16 protein-coding genes and 2 pseudogenes are annotated in these 16,100 nt (G+C 41.1%); 6 read left to right on the top strand and 12 right to left on the bottom strand.

Annotation, left to right across the window (positions count from 1 at the left end):
* Nucleotides 1-200 precede the first annotated feature (200 nt).
* Complete coding sequence (locus DCC82_RS07030) at nt 201-614, top strand: DUF1885 family protein (RefSeq protein WP_015863300.1); 414 nt, start codon at nt 201-203, stop codon at nt 612-614.
* Between the two features lie 87 nt (nt 615-701).
* On the opposite strand, the gene DCC82_RS07025 is transcribed toward DCC82_RS07030, so the two are convergent.
* The 3 genes and pseudogenes from DCC82_RS07025 to DCC82_RS17625 all read right to left on the bottom strand — a co-directional run bounded on the left by DCC82_RS07025 (nt 702) and on the right by DCC82_RS17625 (nt 1,884).
* The gene (locus tag DCC82_RS07025; RefSeq protein ID WP_015863299.1) at nt 702-944 is read right to left on the bottom strand and encodes a hypothetical protein; all 243 of its coding nucleotides are present in this window, start codon (nt 942-944) and stop codon (nt 702-704) included.
* 103 nt (nt 945-1,047) lie between these two features.
* Nucleotides 1,048-1,664: pseudogene (locus DCC82_RS07020) on the bottom strand (transposase); the annotation flags it as partial.
* 46 nt (nt 1,665-1,710) lie between these two features.
* Nucleotides 1,711-1,884: a hypothetical protein gene (locus DCC82_RS17625; RefSeq protein ID WP_015863298.1), complete on the bottom strand. Its 174-nt coding sequence runs from the start codon at nt 1,882-1,884 to the stop codon at nt 1,711-1,713.
* A 142-nt stretch (nt 1,885-2,026) separates the two neighbouring features.
* Here DCC82_RS17625 and DCC82_RS07015 point away from each other — a divergent pair, with 142 nt between their 5' ends.
* Nucleotides 2,027-2,626, top strand: coding sequence for a hypothetical protein (locus DCC82_RS07015; protein ID WP_108430292.1), 600 nt, complete (start codon nt 2,027-2,029; stop codon nt 2,624-2,626).
* 47 nt (nt 2,627-2,673) lie between these two features.
* Here DCC82_RS07015 and lpdA read toward each other — a convergent pair whose 3' ends face one another.
* The 5 genes from lpdA to DCC82_RS06990 form a co-directional block, all read right to left on the bottom strand.
* A complete protein-coding gene (gene lpdA, locus DCC82_RS07010; protein ID WP_097354277.1) occupies nt 2,674-4,086 on the bottom strand; it encodes a dihydrolipoyl dehydrogenase in 1,413 nt (470 codons plus the stop codon).
* A gap of 5 nt (nt 4,087-4,091) precedes the next feature.
* Nucleotides 4,092-5,405 carry a dihydrolipoamide acetyltransferase family protein gene (locus DCC82_RS07005; protein WP_015863296.1) on the bottom strand — a complete coding sequence of 438 codons (1,314 nt, stop codon included), beginning with the start codon at nt 5,403-5,405 and terminating at the stop codon, nt 4,092-4,094.
* Nucleotides 5,406-5,487: 82 nt separating this feature from the next.
* Nucleotides 5,488-6,465, bottom strand: coding sequence for a pyruvate dehydrogenase complex E1 component subunit beta (pdhB, locus tag DCC82_RS07000; protein WP_097354276.1), 978 nt, complete (start codon nt 6,463-6,465; stop codon nt 5,488-5,490).
* A 3-nt stretch (nt 6,466-6,468) separates the two neighbouring features.
* Nucleotides 6,469-7,584, bottom strand: coding sequence for a pyruvate dehydrogenase (acetyl-transferring) E1 component subunit alpha (pdhA, locus tag DCC82_RS06995; protein WP_097354275.1), 1,116 nt, complete (start codon nt 7,582-7,584; stop codon nt 6,469-6,471).
* A 401-nt stretch (nt 7,585-7,985) separates the two neighbouring features.
* The gene (locus tag DCC82_RS06990; RefSeq protein ID WP_015863293.1) at nt 7,986-8,621 is read right to left on the bottom strand and encodes a YkyA family protein; all 636 of its coding nucleotides are present in this window, start codon (nt 8,619-8,621) and stop codon (nt 7,986-7,988) included.
* Nucleotides 8,622-8,731: 110 nt separating this feature from the next.
* On the opposite strand from DCC82_RS06990, the gene def reads away from it, so the two are divergent.
* The gene (def, locus tag DCC82_RS06985; RefSeq protein ID WP_015863292.1) at nt 8,732-9,286 is read left to right on the top strand and encodes a peptide deformylase; all 555 of its coding nucleotides are present in this window, start codon (nt 8,732-8,734) and stop codon (nt 9,284-9,286) included.
* Nucleotides 9,287-9,325: 39 nt separating this feature from the next.
* On the opposite strand, the gene DCC82_RS06980 is transcribed toward def, so the two are convergent.
* Complete coding sequence (locus DCC82_RS06980; protein ID WP_062678303.1) at nt 9,326-10,102, bottom strand: Cof-type HAD-IIB family hydrolase; 777 nt, start codon at nt 10,100-10,102, stop codon at nt 9,326-9,328.
* Nucleotides 10,103-10,593: 491 nt separating this feature from the next.
* On the opposite strand from DCC82_RS06980, the gene DCC82_RS06975 reads away from it, so the two are divergent.
* Both DCC82_RS06975 and rnjA read left to right on the top strand, forming a co-directional pair.
* Nucleotides 10,594-10,803: a DNA-dependent RNA polymerase subunit epsilon gene (locus tag DCC82_RS06975; protein WP_015863290.1), complete on the top strand. Its 210-nt coding sequence runs from the start codon at nt 10,594-10,596 to the stop codon at nt 10,801-10,803.
* 2 nt (nt 10,804-10,805) lie between these two features.
* Nucleotides 10,806-12,473, top strand: a complete 1,668-nt coding sequence (gene rnjA / locus DCC82_RS06970) for a ribonuclease J1 (RefSeq protein ID WP_062678304.1) — start codon at nt 10,806-10,808, stop codon at nt 12,471-12,473.
* A gap of 49 nt (nt 12,474-12,522) precedes the next feature.
* Here rnjA and DCC82_RS06965 read toward each other — a convergent pair whose 3' ends face one another.
* The 3 genes from DCC82_RS06965 to cbpB all read right to left on the bottom strand — a co-directional run bounded on the left by DCC82_RS06965 (nt 12,523) and on the right by cbpB (nt 15,446).
* Nucleotides 12,523-13,653, bottom strand: coding sequence for an N-acetyldiaminopimelate deacetylase (locus DCC82_RS06965; protein ID WP_015863287.1), 1,131 nt, complete (start codon nt 13,651-13,653; stop codon nt 12,523-12,525).
* Nucleotides 13,654-13,718: 65 nt separating this feature from the next.
* Entirely contained in the window at nt 13,719-14,429 is a 711-nt protein-coding gene (dapD, locus tag DCC82_RS06960; RefSeq protein WP_062678306.1) for a 2,3,4,5-tetrahydropyridine-2,6-dicarboxylate N-acetyltransferase, read from the bottom strand.
* Nucleotides 14,430-14,981: 552 nt separating this feature from the next.
* Nucleotides 14,982-15,446, bottom strand: a complete 465-nt coding sequence (gene cbpB, locus DCC82_RS06955) for a cyclic-di-AMP-binding protein CbpB (RefSeq protein ID WP_015863285.1) — start codon at nt 15,444-15,446, stop codon at nt 14,982-14,984.
* 168 nt (nt 15,447-15,614) lie between these two features.
* On the opposite strand from cbpB, the pseudogene DCC82_RS06950 reads away from it, so the two are divergent.
* Nucleotides 15,615-16,100 (top strand): annotated as a pseudogene (locus tag DCC82_RS06950) (FmdB family zinc ribbon protein); the annotation flags it as partial.

Genomic DNA, 16,100 nt, shown 5'->3' with positions numbered 1-16,100 from the left:
GCGATTCATCTCCCACTTACTCCGCTTCGCTTCGTTGAAGTGGGAGTCTTCTCGCCTAATTAAGATAAATTCATAAAATCCCCCCTTATAAATATACTGAATATTATTATAATTCTAAAATATATTAAAATCAATAGCATCTCTTACGTAAAAATGATACAATAGAAAAAAATGGGATGTTAACAATAGAGGTGATGGCATTGGCAGCACATGCATACATAAAGCTTGTTCCAGCATCCAAACAGAAAGCGGTCACATTAGAAGAAGTAAAACAATTGTTTCAATATTATCAAGATATGATGAAAAAAACAGGTGAACAGCTTGGATGGGCGTATCAACAAGCTGCATTTCCTTATCAGCTTATAGAAACAGATGAAGGAAAAGGAAAGTGGTTTTATTTAAAAGGTGACGGGCACCGTTATCGGACGATTATCGTCGGTGTTGGATCAAATAATGGTGAAACTGAAGAATCATTTATTCAAATTACATTGCCAAATGGGGCAACACACGGAGATAAAGGGAAAGCAAACGAATTTTGTAAGTTTCTAGCGAAAAAATTGGAAGGGGAACTTCACCTATTCAACGGCAGAATTATGTATTATTACAAACGGTAGCACTAAGCTATCGTTTTTTAAAACGATGGCACTAAGCTATCGTTTTTAAAAAACGGTGGTACACAGCTGTCGTTTTTTTATTTCCCCCTATTGAAGCGCCTCCCACACAAAATGTTGACAAGTAAAATACATTGCTGCTGTCAACGTCGTTGTCCACAATGCTTTTCGGGTGCGTAAACCGATTTTTCGGGCCAATAAAAACGCGATATATAAAAATACACAAAGCATCATCCCTTTAAAAAACGGACGGTCGCGTCCTGATAGCCATTCAATAAGCGAAAAGCTGCTCCAAATGATCATTTGCAACAAAAACGTGACATATTCTTTCATCCGTCATCCCCCGCATCTTCTTTACCATAACAATATGAGCCACCAAAGGAAAATATTATCCATTCATTGGACAAGAAGACGAGTTTATAAAAAATAGATCTTCCGTGGACAGCCGTTTCCGGATTTCTTGCCGTTGTTGTTGATTTTTCAAGGAAACGCGGATGGTTTTCGTGTCTTTGCCTTTGGCACATGCTACTTGAAACGGGCATCCGGCACATGCTGTACAACGATACGTCCGTTTGACGATGACGTACCCGTTGCCGATCGTTTCCTTCCGTTTATACACAAACACCAGCCGTTCCCCTTTAGCGCAAATCCACTCATCCAATTTCTCATCGTACGTCATGTTCTCGATTCGGCCGATCTCTTTCGCCCACGCTTTCGTTTGTTCCCGGTCCAATGTGTTGTACTTGATCAATACGATGATCTGCTTTTTCTCGCAGTACGTGTAGTTCTCCTCACTCCCACAGGCGGAATCCGCAATCGCTCGTTTAGGCATGGGACGCCCATAGGCGGCCAATTGCTCCAAATGCGGAATGAAGCATCCGGCATCCCCCGCCCGTTGATGCACGCTAAATCCAGTGATGAATTGGTTCCCTGTTCCTATCTGCACATTATATCCCGGTTTGAGCTGGCCTTCATATGGTCGTCTTTCATCCGCATAAACGTCGCATCGAGGTCCGTTTTCGAAAAACTGTTTCTTGGGACATCCTCTGCAATGGTCTGACAGTAAAATTTTTCTATTCAGAAAACACCAATAACCTTCTTAATTTTCTTTAGCGTAATACTTTATAAAACTTACAAATGAAATCAAAACTATTGCAATGACATTAGCCGTAACAGTAACCCGTTCATTCTCAACAAACACGTTAAACAACCAAACAAGAAAGAAAATGACCAACAAAATATCTTTATATTTTTGTTTAATTGTTTTTTTCATCCCACTCTTCCTTTCTTTTTTAATTTATTATATTAATTAGAAAAATTTTGAAAATATTAATTAAAAATGTTAAAAAAATTGATAAATTCTGATATTAAATATATATAATTACTTTTTAACCAAATAAAGGGAGGTGATTTCAATGAACAAAACAAAAAGTTATTTATCGTTCCTCTTATCCTTTGTATTAGTTCTATCCACTTTGGGTGGTGCAGGAATTGCCCAAGCGCAAACAGAAGAAAATTACGTGGAAGAGTGGATTGAAGAAGAATTGCCGGGATTAGATGATTACCAACAAACATTATCCATCATTGAGCAAATTCCTGAATCAGTTGTTTTAGAAGGAACTGATGCCATTATTAACTGGTACAAAGAAACTATTGATGACCCGGCTGTCTTGTCAGCAATAGAATATCAATACAACCAAACAAACCAAGGAGAATTCCGTATACAGGGAGTCATCGGATGTATTTCTGCTGTAGGAGTTGCGCTTGTCTCGTTAGCTTGGGCACCATCCAAAATTCTAAAAGTTAAGTCAGCATTAAAAGCTCTTGGAGGAACAGCAAAATTTGTCTCTACCGCTATCAATTACTATCAAAACTACAGAAAACTAAAGTATTCTCGGACTGTTGCTTGGGAACGAGCAGTGAATGCCGCCGCTTCTAATGTTGCCCCAGATTTAAAAGATGCTTTATTGAGTTTCTTTGGAATTGCTTCCATTGTTTCTGCTTGTACTGAATAGTTTACTAAAAGAGGATGTCTAAATTAGACATCCTCTTTTTTGCCATTTTATTTACTAATAATATGGATTGGAGTGCCGAGGGCAACTTCCGCAGCTTCCATCGCTATTTCACCCAATGTTGGGTGAGCATGAATCGTCAAAGCGATATCTTCCGCAGTCATTCCTGCTTCAATCGCAAGACCAAGCTCTGCGATCATGTCAGAAGCGTTTGGACCAACGATTTGCGCTCCGATCACAACGCCATCTTCTTTGCGGACGACAAGTTTCATAAAGCCGTCTGTGTCATTCAACGAAAGGGCACGGCCGTTAGCCGCAAATGGGAATTTCGCCGTTACTACATCGATGCCTTCATCTTTCGCCTGTTGCTCAAAATAACCGACAGATGCGCATTCAGGCTCGGAGAAGACCACTGCCGGAATAGCTAAATAATCGATTTCAGACGGTTTTCCGGCAATCGCTTCGGCGGCGATTTTTCCTTCATATGATGCTTTATGGGCAAGCGGTGGACCTTGGACGATATCACCGATGGCATAAATGTTTGGAACGCTTGTCCGGCATTGTTTGTCAATTTCAATTAAGCCGCGGTCTGTCAATTTAATGCCGATTTGTTCTAAGCCAAGCTCATCCGTGTTTGGACGGCGTCCGACCGTCACAAGCACATAGTCCGCATCAATTGTTTTCGTTTCGCCTTTTACTTCAAAGGTTACTGTCACACCGTCTTGGCGCTCTTCGACTCCCTTAGCAAGAGCGTTAGTAAAGATTTCTACACCTTTTTTCTTTAAGCGGCGTTTAACAATTGCCGTCATTTGTTTTTCAAAGCCAGATAAAATTTCATCTGCTCCTTCAATGATGGTTACTTTTGTTCCAAAGTTAGCATACGCTGTTCCTAATTCTGTTCCGATATAACCGCCGCCGATTACGACAAGCGATTTTGGAACTTCCTGCAGACTGAGTGCGCCTGTGGAATCAAGCACGCGATTGGAAAATTTAAAGCCAGGAAGTTCAATCGGACGAGAGCCTGTTGCAATAATTGCGTTTTTAAACGTATATGTTTGCGCGCTATCACCATTGATAACACGCACCGTATTCGCATCAACAAAATACGCTTCTCCGCGTACGATTTCGACTTTGTTTCCTTTTAGCAATCCTTCCACGCCGCTCGTTAATTTTTTCACGACGCTTGCTTTCCATTGTTGCACTTTAGAAAAATCAACGGTTACGTTTTCTGCTTTAATTCCGATGTCTTCTGAATGTTTCGCTTCAACATAGCGATGGCTTGCGGAGATGAGCGCTTTAGATGGAATACATCCGACATTTAAGCATACTCCGCCAAGATTTCCTTTTTCAACAATCGTTACTTTTTGCCCTAACTGTGCAGCGCGAATAGCTGCTACATAACCACCAGGACCCGCTCCAACGACAAGCGTTTCCGTTTCAATTGCAAAATCGCCAACTACCATCGTTTTTACGCCTCCATTAATAATAATTCTGGGTCATTTAATAGACGTTTAATGTGATTTAATGCTTTTTGCGCTGTTGCACCGTCAATCATGCGGTGGTCAAAGCTTAATGATAATGCTAATACTGGAGCAACAACTATTTCACCGTCGCGGACAATTGGTTTTTCGGAAATGCGTCCAATGCCAAGAATAGCTACTTCTGGATGATTAATGACCGGAGTAAACCATTGGCCGCCGGCAGAACCGATATTCGTAATCGTGCAGGAAGCACCTTTCATTTCATGTGGAGCCAATTTTCCTTCACGTGCTTTTGCTGCAAGCTCATTAATCTCTTTGGCAAGGGCAAAGATCGGCTTGCGGTCCGCATGTTTAATAACAGGAACGAGCAATCCTCTGTCTGTATCAGCAGCAATACCAATGTTGTAGTAATGTTTATGAATCACTTCTTCCGTTTCATCATCAATCGATGTATTTAAAACTGGAAACTCACGCAACGCCGATGTTAAAGCTTTTACAACATACGGTAAGAAAGTAAGCTTGATTCCTTTTTCCGCTGCGATTTCTTTGAACTTTTTGCGATGCGCTACCAGTTTTGTCACATCTACTTCGTCCATTAATGTAACGTGTGGTGCTGTATGTTTCGAATTGACCATCGCTTTGGCAATCGCGCGACGGATACCGCTCATTTTCTCGCGAGTTTCCGGGAATTCTCCTTCAAGCACAACTGGTTGTTGTGCCGCAGTAGCTGCCGCTGCTTTTTCTTCTGCTTTCGCTGCAGGTGCTTCTTCTTTTTGCTCGACTGCCGTGCCACCAGCAAGGAACGCATCGATATCGCTCTTTAGGACGCGGCCATTTTTTCCTGTACCTTGAACAAGACGGATGTCGACCCCTTTTTCACGGGCATATTTGCGCACGGAAGGCATTGCGATCACGCGACGGTTTGGATCCACTTCCTGCTGCTTAGCCGGTTCTGCTTGTTTAGCTGCCGCTTCGCTCTTTTCTTCTTTCGACACTTCTTGCGGTTTTTCCTGCTGTTTTGGCTCATCTTGTTCTTGGCCTTTAAACGTCATATTCTCATATCCAGGCGCATCTAATGTGATTAACGTTTGGCCAACCGTTGCAACCGTTCCTTCTTCTACTAAAATTTCTAATACTTTACCTTTCACAGGGGACGGGATTTCTACAACCGCTTTATCGTTTTGCACTTCACACAATACATCATCTTCATTTACTTCATCGCCAGGTTTGACAAACCATTTGACGATTTCCCCTTCATGAATACCTTCACCGATATCCGGCAACTTAAATTCAAATGCCACTGTTTGTCGACCTCCTATTGTCTTTTCAAAAAAGTATGGGAAAAGAGGAAGAAGGCAATTTCCCCTTCCTCTCACCTAATGTTTAGAAGTTAATGACTTTTTTCGCTGTTTCAATGACATCTTTGAAGTTAGGCAACCATACCGACTCCGCTTGTGAGAACGGATATACCGTATCCGGAGCAGCAACGCGCATTACAGGAGCTTCTAAGCTTAAAATCGCACGTTCATTAATTTCTGCTACAACGTTTGCAGCAATTCCTGCTTGTCTTTGTGCTTCTTGTACAACGATCGCACGTCCTGTTTTTTCTACAGAACCAATGATTGTTTCAATATCTAATGGTTGAACAGTCCGCAGGTCAACCACTTCTGCGGAGATGCCTTCTTTTTCTAATTCAGCAGCTGCTTTTAACGATTCGTGCACCATTGCACCATAAGCGATAATCGTGATATCTTTTCCTTCGCGTTTAATATCTGCTTTACCGATTGGAATCGTATATTCTCCTTCTGGTACTTCTTGGCGGAACGAACGATACAGCTTCAGGTGCTCTAAGAAAATAACTGGATCGTTGTCACGGATCGCAGAAATAAGCAATCCCTTCGCATCATAAGGAGTAGAAGGAATGACTACTTTTAACCCAGGTTGTTGCGCAACTAAGCCTTCTAAGCTATCAGAGTGCAATTCCGGTGTATGCACGCCGCCGCCAAATGGTGAGCGAATCGTAATCGGGACATTATAACGACCGCCAGTGCGGTAGCGGATACGCGCCATTTGACCGCAAATGGCATCCATTACTTCATATACAAAACCAAAGAATTGAATTTCTGGAACAGGACGGAATCCTTGCAACGCCAACCCGATGGCAAGACCGCCAATTCCCGATTCGGCAAGAGGTGTATCGAAAACGCGGTCTTCCCCAAACTCAGCTTGCAATCCTTCTGTTGCCCGGAATACGCCGCCGTTTACTCCAACGTCTTCCCCAAATATTAATACATTTGGATCATTTTTTAGTTCGATGCGCAACGCATCCGTGATTGCTTGAATCATTGTCATTTGCGCCATGGCTTACTTCGACTCCTTCTCTTTGTAAATTTCATACTGTTCTTTCAAGTTAAATGGCAACTCTTCATACATGATGCTAATCAAATCGGTTACTTTTTGTTTTGGTGTTTCGTCCGCTTTTTTAATCGCCTCTTTAATTTCTTCTTTTGCTCGTTCAATCACTTTGTTTTCTTCTTCTTCACTCCATAAGCCTTTGTTTTCTAAAAACTTACGGAAACGAACAAGCGGGTCTTTTTTCTCCCATTCATTTTCCAATTCTTTCGTGCGATAACGAGTAGGATCGTCTCCTGACATCGTATGCGGACCGTAACGGAAACATAAAGTTTCAATAAGCGTTGGACCTTCGCCGTTAATCGCACGCTCGCGAGCAGCACGTACAGCTACATATACGGCTAATGGGTCCATACCGTCAACTTGAATGCCAGGAATTCCAGCCGCCACCGCTTTTTGAGCAAGTGTTTTCGCTACTGTTTGTTTTTCAACAGGAGTAGAAATAGCAAAGCGGTTGTTTTGGACAACGAAAATCGCCGGTGCTTTAAATGCTCCAGCAAAGTTGATTCCTTCGTAGAAATCTCCTTGCGATGTACCGCCGTCACCTGTGTATGTAATTGCTACTGCCTTTTTGCCGCGTTTTTTCAATCCTAAAGCAACACCTGCTGCTTGAATGTATTGGGCACCGATAATAATTTGTGGCGGCAATGCGTTTACCCCTTCCGGAATTTGGTTGCCGTGGAAGTGCCCACGTGAGAATAAAAACGCTTGATAAAGCGGAAGTCCGTGCCAAATAAGTTGCGGAACATCACGGTATCCAGGCAAAATGAAATCTTCTTTCTCTAACGCAAAATGGCTCGCAATTTGGCTCGCTTCTTGCCCTGCCGTTGGTGCGTAAAAGCCTAAACGCCCTTGGCGGTTTAATGAAATAGAACGTTGGTCAAGAACGCGTGTGTATACCATGCGGCGCATCAATTCTTTTAGTTGATCATCGCTTAAGTCCGGCATTGCCGCTTCGTTTACTACTTCCCCTTCTTCATTTAAAATTTGAAATGTCGGAAATTGTTCCTCAATTTTTTCAAGCTGTTCCTTAAAATTAAACTTAAATTGGGATTTTTTTGCACCCATTTGATCCACCTCTACCTTTCATAATTTAAAAAATAAAGTCAACTCATAACATTGGTCCATACAGCATTAATTTACCCAAAATCATGAATAAATAAAAAGCGGTAACCTTTGTTCCACGGCATAAACGGAAAAAATGTCGTTAGAATACCTGTATTAATCACTTGATCATTTTTATTAGTACAATTCCATCTACATGTTTAAGTTTACACCTTCTTTACCTAGACGTCAATCACTTTGATTTAGCGATATTTTTTCAATGTCAAATGGATATTTTTAGTATAAAAAACAACTACACAAATCCTGTTATATTACAACAGTTTAATCTGTATTATATCTGTTTTATATTTTTTTCATAAAATAAAAAAGGCTATGAAAATATAGCCTCCTATCGCAACAAACATTTATTTCCACACGTTATATAATCGCTTCTTTTCTTTATTATATTTTTCCGTATATTCATTAAACTGATCGTTTATACTAACCAATTCTTTATATTGTTCATTTATACGATTAATTTGTTGTTGTAACTGTTCCGGTGTCACATATTTATTTTGTAATAAAGTATAAAGCTCTTTTTCCAATGAAAGCAATTCTTTATAATGAAGATACAAATTTCCATATGTTTCATAACGTTTCTCCGCAATGTTTACTAAACGGTTTACTTGTCTTCTTATATTTTCATCACGAAGTTGGTCAATATTTTTCTTGATCGTATTTATTTGTTGTTTTGCTGATTGAATCGCTTTATATTCTTTTTCAATATGTTTGTCCCGTTCTTCTATTAGCTCCAATGATTCTTTCGATAATTGCACCACCTTTGTAAACCGCTTTATCCCATACGACATAATACGATCATACAACTGGTTTTGTTTTTGTTCTAATCCGCTCAGTTTTTCTTGTTGCTCGACTACACTGTTTTCATACTTGCCTATCTTTTGAAAAGCTGATAAAACTTCCTCGTTGGCAAGTTCATTGCAGCTAGTAAACAAAAATAACACCACGATTAACCAAATACACCGCTTTATTGCTTTGAACAACGTTTCTCCTTCCTTTCGAGCACATCCATTTTCATTTTTGTTTACGTTCAAAATGAATTTTTGTTAGACTTAATTTTAGACATCAATGTCATGCGAGGAGTGAAAACACGATGATTACCATGAAAGATATTATTAAAGAAGGGCATCCAACGCTACGAAAAGTGGCTGAACCTGTTTCTCTTCCTCCATCAGAAGAAGACAAACAAGTTTTACAAAGCCTTCTTGATTATGTAAAAATGAGCCAAAACCCTGAGCTTGCTGAAAAATATGGATTACGCCCGGGAATTGGGCTGGCAGCTCCACAAATTAATGTATCAAAACGAATGATTGCCGTCCATGTAACGGATGAAAAAGGTACTTTATATAGCTATGCGTTATTTAATCCAAAAATTGTGAGCCATTCTGTTCAGCAATGTTATTTAACGAGCGGAGAAGGATGTTTATCTGTCGATCGGAACGTTCCAGGATATGTGCCGCGCTATGCCCGCATTACCGTAACAGGGACAACGCTTGAAGGTAAAGAAGTAACACTTCGGTTAAAAGGGTTGCCTGCCATTGTATTTCAACACGAAATCGACCACTTAAACGGCATCATGTTTTATGATCATATTGATCCAAAAAATCCGTTTAAAGTACCTGACAACGCGATCCCTATCGAACGATAAATGAAAAGAAGGGCTATATCCCGCACCGGGATATGCCCCTTATTTAATTAATTCAAGCTGCTTTAATCCGTATAATATTCCTTCCTCTCCGACCGATTTCGTAACGAAGTCGGCCACTTTTTTTGCTTCTTCGTGCGCATTGCCCATCGCAACACCAGTTCCAACAAACTTCAACATTTCTATATCGTTCAACCCATCTCCAAACGCGTATACATCTTCTTTCGCAATGTCGAGTTTCTCGATCATTCGCCGAATTCCTTCAGCTTTCGACCCTCCTACTGGCAGCACATCAGTTGACACATTATGCCAACGGACAAAACGAAATTCCGGATATGCTTTTACATACATTTGTTCTTCTTCCGCTTTGCAAAATAAGAGCGCTTGATAAATGTCCTCATTTTCGTAATAAATCGGATCAAACGGAGGATGAGGAAATTTCAAGCTCCCCATACTGTCGTGAATATATGGATGATCTTCCATGCTTGCTTTCATTTCATTCACATTCATAAAAACGAGCGGATGACCATTTCTATGCGCTTCTTCCTTTAGCTCATGCAATTTTTGCCGATGAAGTGGATGTTTATAAATGACATTCCCTTCAAATACTACGTATTGGCCGTTAAAACTGACAAAAGAATCAATTCCTAGCTGCTTTCGCAAATTGGCAAACATAAATGGCGCTCTTCCCGTGGCAATCGCTACATAAACACCAGCTTTTTTCAACTCTTGAACCGCTCTTACTGTCGAAACAGGAAGATTTTTTTGTTCATCAAGTAGCGTTCCATCAATATCAAAAAATACTATTTTCTTTTTCACAGTCTCTTCCCCTTAATGCAAATATCTTGTTTTTCTTCATCCTTTACCGTACTGAAAAAAACCGAAAATGTCAAATTACTTCTCGGCTCCATTCCACTTTTATCCACGAAAAACAAGCCTTTGTTAACATATAATATAATATAGGAAGAACATTTACTTTCACCAAGAAATGAGTACAATAAGAAGTAAGGAGTGATGAAAATGTTGAAAAAGCTGAAAAAAAAGCTTCTTCAACAATGGAAAGATCTACTCCGGAAAAAATCGATTGCCTAACCGTTTACGATAAGAGCCCTTCTTTCATGAAGGGCTTCTTTCTAAAAACATGCGAATGAAAGGATCAAAATTCGTCAAAAATGGTAAAAGCTAATGCTTTTTTCCTATATTCCCCTTCTGTATTTTATGTTATGAAATGAAAAAACATGAAAACTGCCCTTATTTTATATATAATAAAAAAGTTAAAGAAATAATCGTTCATAAGGAGAGGTTTTAGAATGATTTTTAAAGTGTTTTACCAAGAAAATCCCGATGAAGTGCCTGTGAGAGAAAAAACAAAAACGCTATATATTGAAGCCGAATCGGAACGGGAAGTACGCCAAAAATTGCAAGGACACACCATGAATATTGAGTATATTCAGCCGTTAGAGGGCGCTCATTTAGAATATGAAAAGAAAAATCCAGATTTTAAAGTATTGGAGATTTGAGTATGAAATTTTTAAATGATCATCAAGTTGGCGTATTTGCCCTTGGCGGATTAGGTGAAATCGGGAAAAATACATATGGTGTACAATTTCAAGATGAAATTATTGTTATCGACGCAGGAATTAAATTTCCTGAAGATGAGCTGCTCGGAATTGATTATGTCATTCCCGATTACACGTATTTAGTAAAAAACGCAGAGAAAGTAAAAGGACTGTTTATTACTCACGGGCATGAGGATCATATTGGCGGAATTCCATACTTGCTAAAGCAAGTAAATATTCCAATCTACGGCGGAAAATTAGCGTTGGGGTTAATCCGCAACAAGCTTGAAGAACATGGACTTCTTCGCCAAGCAAAACTTATTGAAATTCGCGAAGACGATGTCATTCGCTTTCAAAAAACAGCGGTGACATTCTTTCGAACAACTCACAGCATTCCTGACAGTTATGGAATTGTTGTCAAAACTCCTGTCGGGCAAATTGTTCACACAGGAGATTTTAAGTTCGACTTCACTCCGGTTGGCGAGCCTGCAAACTTAACAAAAATGGCGGAAATCGGCAAAAAAGGGGTCCTTTGTCTACTTTCCGACAGCACGAATAGTGAAATTCCACACTTCACCATGTCTGAACGTCGCGTTGGGGAAAGCATACATGATATTTTCCGGAAAGTGCAAGGACGGATTATTTTTGCGACATTTGCCTCCAACATTCATCGGCTGCAGCAAGTAACGGAAGCAGCCGTGATGAACAACCGAAAAATTGCTGTATTCGGAAGAAGCATGGAGGCGGCGATTGAAATCGGACAAGAGCTCGGTTACATTAAATGTCCTAAAGATACTTTTGTGGATGCAAACGAAATTAACCGCCTTCCTGCCAATCGCGTGACAATTTTATGTACCGGCAGCCAAGGCGAGCCAATGGCAGCATTATCGCGCATCGCCAATGGCACCCATCGGCAAATTCAAATTATTCCTGGCGATACGGTCGTATTTTCTTCTTCCCCAATTCCGGGCAATACGGTAAGTGTAAATCGAACGATTAATATGCTTTATCGCGCTGGCGCCGAAGTCATTCATGGTCCGCTAAACGATATTCACACATCTGGACACGGTGGACAAGAAGAACAAAAATTAATGATTCGCTTGATGAAACCGAAATATTTCATGCCGATTCACGGAGAATACCGCATGCAAAAAATGCATGCAAAGCTAGCGATCGATTGTGGAGTGCCAGAAGAAAATTGCTTTATCATGGATAATGGTGAAGTGCTTGGACTAAGTGAAAAGGACGCTCGCATCGTTGGCAAAATTCCGTCCGGTTCTGTTTATATTGATGGCAGCGGCGTCGGCGACATCGGCAACATCGTCTTGCGTGACCGCCGCATTTTGTCAGAAGAAGGTCTTGTCATCGTTGTTGTAAGCATTAATATGAAAGATTTTAAAATCGCGGCTGGTCCAGATATTATTTCGCGTGGATTTGTCTACATGCGTGAATCTAGTGATTTAATCAACGATGCACAAACGCTCATTACGAAACATCTTGAAAAAGTGCTCGAGCGCAAAACCAATCAATGGTCGGAAATCAAAAATGAAATTTCGGATACACTTGCTCCGTTCTTATACGAAAAAACAAAACGAAGACCGATGATTTTGCCAATCATTATGGAAATATAATTAAAACAGCTGTTCCCTTATTCCGGAACAGCTGTTTTAATGCAATAAATTAATTGTTTCCTTTCCACGTAATGTACGATATTAAAAACGAAATCCCCTGATCAATTGCCGCTTCGTTTGGAGTCAACTTCGCATGATGCAACCCATAGGGAGAATCGACGCCAAGCCAAAACATAAATCCTGGGATTTCTGCAAGCATATACCCAAAGTCTTCTCCGGTCATCGCTTCTTTGCAGCGAATGAATCGAATCCCCTGATAATTTTCAGCAAACTGTATAAATTCCGTCGTTAACTCCGGATCATTATAAACTTGATGGTACATGGAACCGTAGTCAATTTCCGCCTCGCATTGATACGCCATTTTTATTCCACTGACCATCGCTTCAATCCGCTCTTTCACTTTTTTCATCGAATCCACCGACAATGTGCGAATCGTTCCTTCCAAGCGCGCATGCTCTGCAATCACATTTTGTACTGTACCGCCTGAAATTTTTCCAATTGTAATAACAGCACTGTCAAGCGGATCGACATTACGCGCAACGATAGACTGAAGCTGCGTAACAAGCGAGCAGGCAGCAACAACCATATCGTTCGCCAAGTGCGGAAATGCGGCATGCCCGCCTTTTCCTTTCAAATCAATAAACAGTTCCGACGTATTGGCAAACAGCAATCCTTCTTTCGTCGCAATCGTGCCAACCGGATATTCCGGGGCGATATGTAAAGCAAGTATCATATCCGGCTTCCATACTTTCATAATCTCACTTTCAAGCATTGGTTTCGCACCGCCTGGCCCTTCCTCTGCCGGCTGGAAAATAAATAGTAAGTCATCTTGGATAGGATGCTCGGCAAAATGCGTAAGCAGCCCAAGCGCGATGCTCATATGCACATCGTGCCCGCACGCATGCATGTTTCCTTCATGCTCCGAGCTGTATGGCAATCCCGTTTCCTCTTTAATCGGCAGGCCGTCGATATCAGTGCGGTAGCCGATCATTTTTCGCGGAGCTGTTCCTTTTACTTTTACAAAAATCCCGGTTTTCCACGTTTGGATTTCCAGCCGTTCTTGCGGCAACGCATGAATGTAACGCAATAAATATTGCTGCGTCTTAAATTCTTGGAACCCTAACTCGGGAATTTTATGCAAATCGCGGCGAATCGCCACAAACGGACTGATTGATGACATCTCTATCTCCTCCATTGAAAAAAGAGCTGGCCCAAAGATGGGACAGCTTTTGTGTTTGGCTATGTTTATAACTGGCGAAGTTCTTGTTTAATTTCTGTTTTTGCTCTTGTTTTTTCATCAATTTGCTTAATCACGCGCGCCGGCACACCAGCAACAACCGTATACGGCGGCACATCTTCAACGACAATAGCGCCAGCGGCCACGACCGCGCCTTTGCCGACCGTAACGCCTTCTAAAATAACGGCATTTGCGCCAATCACTACATCGTCTTCAACGATCACTGGTTTAGCGGAAGGCGGCTCAATCACACCTGCTAAAACAGCGCCAGCGCCAACATGGCAATTCTTTCCGACCGTTGCGCGGCCGCCGAGCACTGCGTTCATATCAATCATCGTTCCTTCACCAATGACGGCGCCGATATTAATGACAGCACCCATCATAATAACCGCATTATCTCCAATTTCGACTTGATCACGAATAATGGCGCCTGGCTCAATGCGCGCTTTTACTCCTTTCAAATCAAGAAGCGGAATCGCGGAATTGCGGCGATCATTTTCAATGACATAGTCGTCAATTTTTTCTTTATTGGCTTCCAACGCCGCTTGAATTTCTTGCCATTCCCCAAAAACAACACCAGTATTTCCAGTAATAAACGTTTTCGCGCTTGGACCAAAATCGATTCCTTCAAGGCTTCCCTTTATGTATACTTTAACAGGTGTTGACTTTTTGCTGTTTTGAATAAAAGAAATAATTTCATTCGCATCCATCATTTTCATGACATCATCCTCCTTTTGTGCTCTTATTTTCTTACTTTAGCAAAACAAAGATGATGGTGACAAGCATAAATTCATAAAATGAAATCTTGCAGCACTTTTTATATAAATGCAACTTGATATTTGGTTCTTTGCGCTTTTTATCAAGAGATTTTTCGACTGACGAAGGCAAGTCATTGACTTGCCTTCGTCACGCATAAGTGCAGTCGAAAAAATGGATCACAAGAAGTAGAATTTTCAAGTTTAACTTATTTCCTGAATCCGTGACAGAAGTGTATCAAAAATGTTGGAAAACCCAATCATGCCAAAGTATCAACTCAATTCCGAATGTTCACCTATTAGGTGAAGAAGCCCGAGTGCAATATTTGTTGATTGATCAAGTTTTCTTGGCAGTTTGAACGCGTCTTTATCACGGATTCAGGTTATTTATATAGAGGGCTTGTATTTGCGGAAGCTGCCAGCTTTACGAGCTTATAGCAAGAGCCGCGCAAAAAAATAAAGCGAAAGCAACTGCTAATTTATTGCATGCCATTACGGTCCTTCTTCTTGCGCAGCTTATTTTTCATATGATTTATGGTAATCATTAAGTTGCCGCAGCTGTTTATTTAATCGCTTTAATACTTCTCGTCTTGTAAAAATTCCTTCAAAATACCCATCTTTATTTTCAACGCAAACAAACGGGTGATTTACAATAACTTCAATTCCTTTCAAAACATCATCATCCAATAAAAGGCGAGGAATATCTTTATTCATCACTTCCTCCACTTTCATCGTTTCCAACCGTTCAAATTCAATGCGCTCCAACCCTAAAATCGCGTCCATAATCATTGTCATACTAATTAATCCATGAAGTTTATATGAAGTATCCAATACAGGAATAGCGGAATAACCGGTTTTCGTCAATACTAATAATGCATGGTCTAAATAGTTTCCGAGTTGAACGTGCGCTACTTTATCCGAAGGGATCAGAAATTGCGCAACTGTCATATGTGCCAATCCATTGTTCCCCAAACTTGTCATACCTATTTCCGCCTTTCTCTTTTTGGTATTGTCAAAAGTTTATCCTCCACACTCACGGTTTTCCCTTGAGTTTCAACGGTTGGAAGAAAAAAAGCTTGCCACCCCCGTTGTTTTCGGCCATCATTGAGGTAACGACACCCAACAGCCAAAACAAAGGAGTGACAAGCTTTGTTACCTCAATTATTAGCCTATTTGCTCGAAATAATCAAGACCCAATATCAAATCATTGTGTATTTGATGGGTGTGATCGTGGGGAAATCCTTGAATCTCGAGGACTTGGACGAACCCATCCAAAAGCCGTACCGGAAACTTCAGGTCGATGACCTTCCGATCATCGATGTGCCGGAAACCCTTGATTACCGGAAGCTGTTGGCAGACTATGAAGCCCAGCACGGACGTCCTTTACGGCCCATCCAGCGCCGCGCGAATGCGAAACACCGTGTTCCGGATTCGNTGTTCCGGATTCGTTGACCTGCCCTCGCTGCCAGGCTCCCTCTTCTTACCTGTACGCCAATAACGGCGGAAAAGGGCAATACCAATGCAAAGTGTGCCAGTGCCGGTTCAACCACCGAAATCGGTTCACCAAGCAAGCGGTCTTTCGCTGCCCGCACTGCAAAAAGACGCTGGAAAAAATCAAGGAACGCAAAGAATACA

It is taken from the genome of Geobacillus sp. LYN3 (assembly GCF_003064505.1).
Lineage (GTDB): Bacteria > Bacillota > Bacilli > Bacillales > Anoxybacillaceae > Parageobacillus_B > Parageobacillus_B toebii.
The sequence above is the reverse complement of the archived record's forward strand: the minus strand, read 5'-3'. Positions and strand labels throughout refer to the sequence as shown.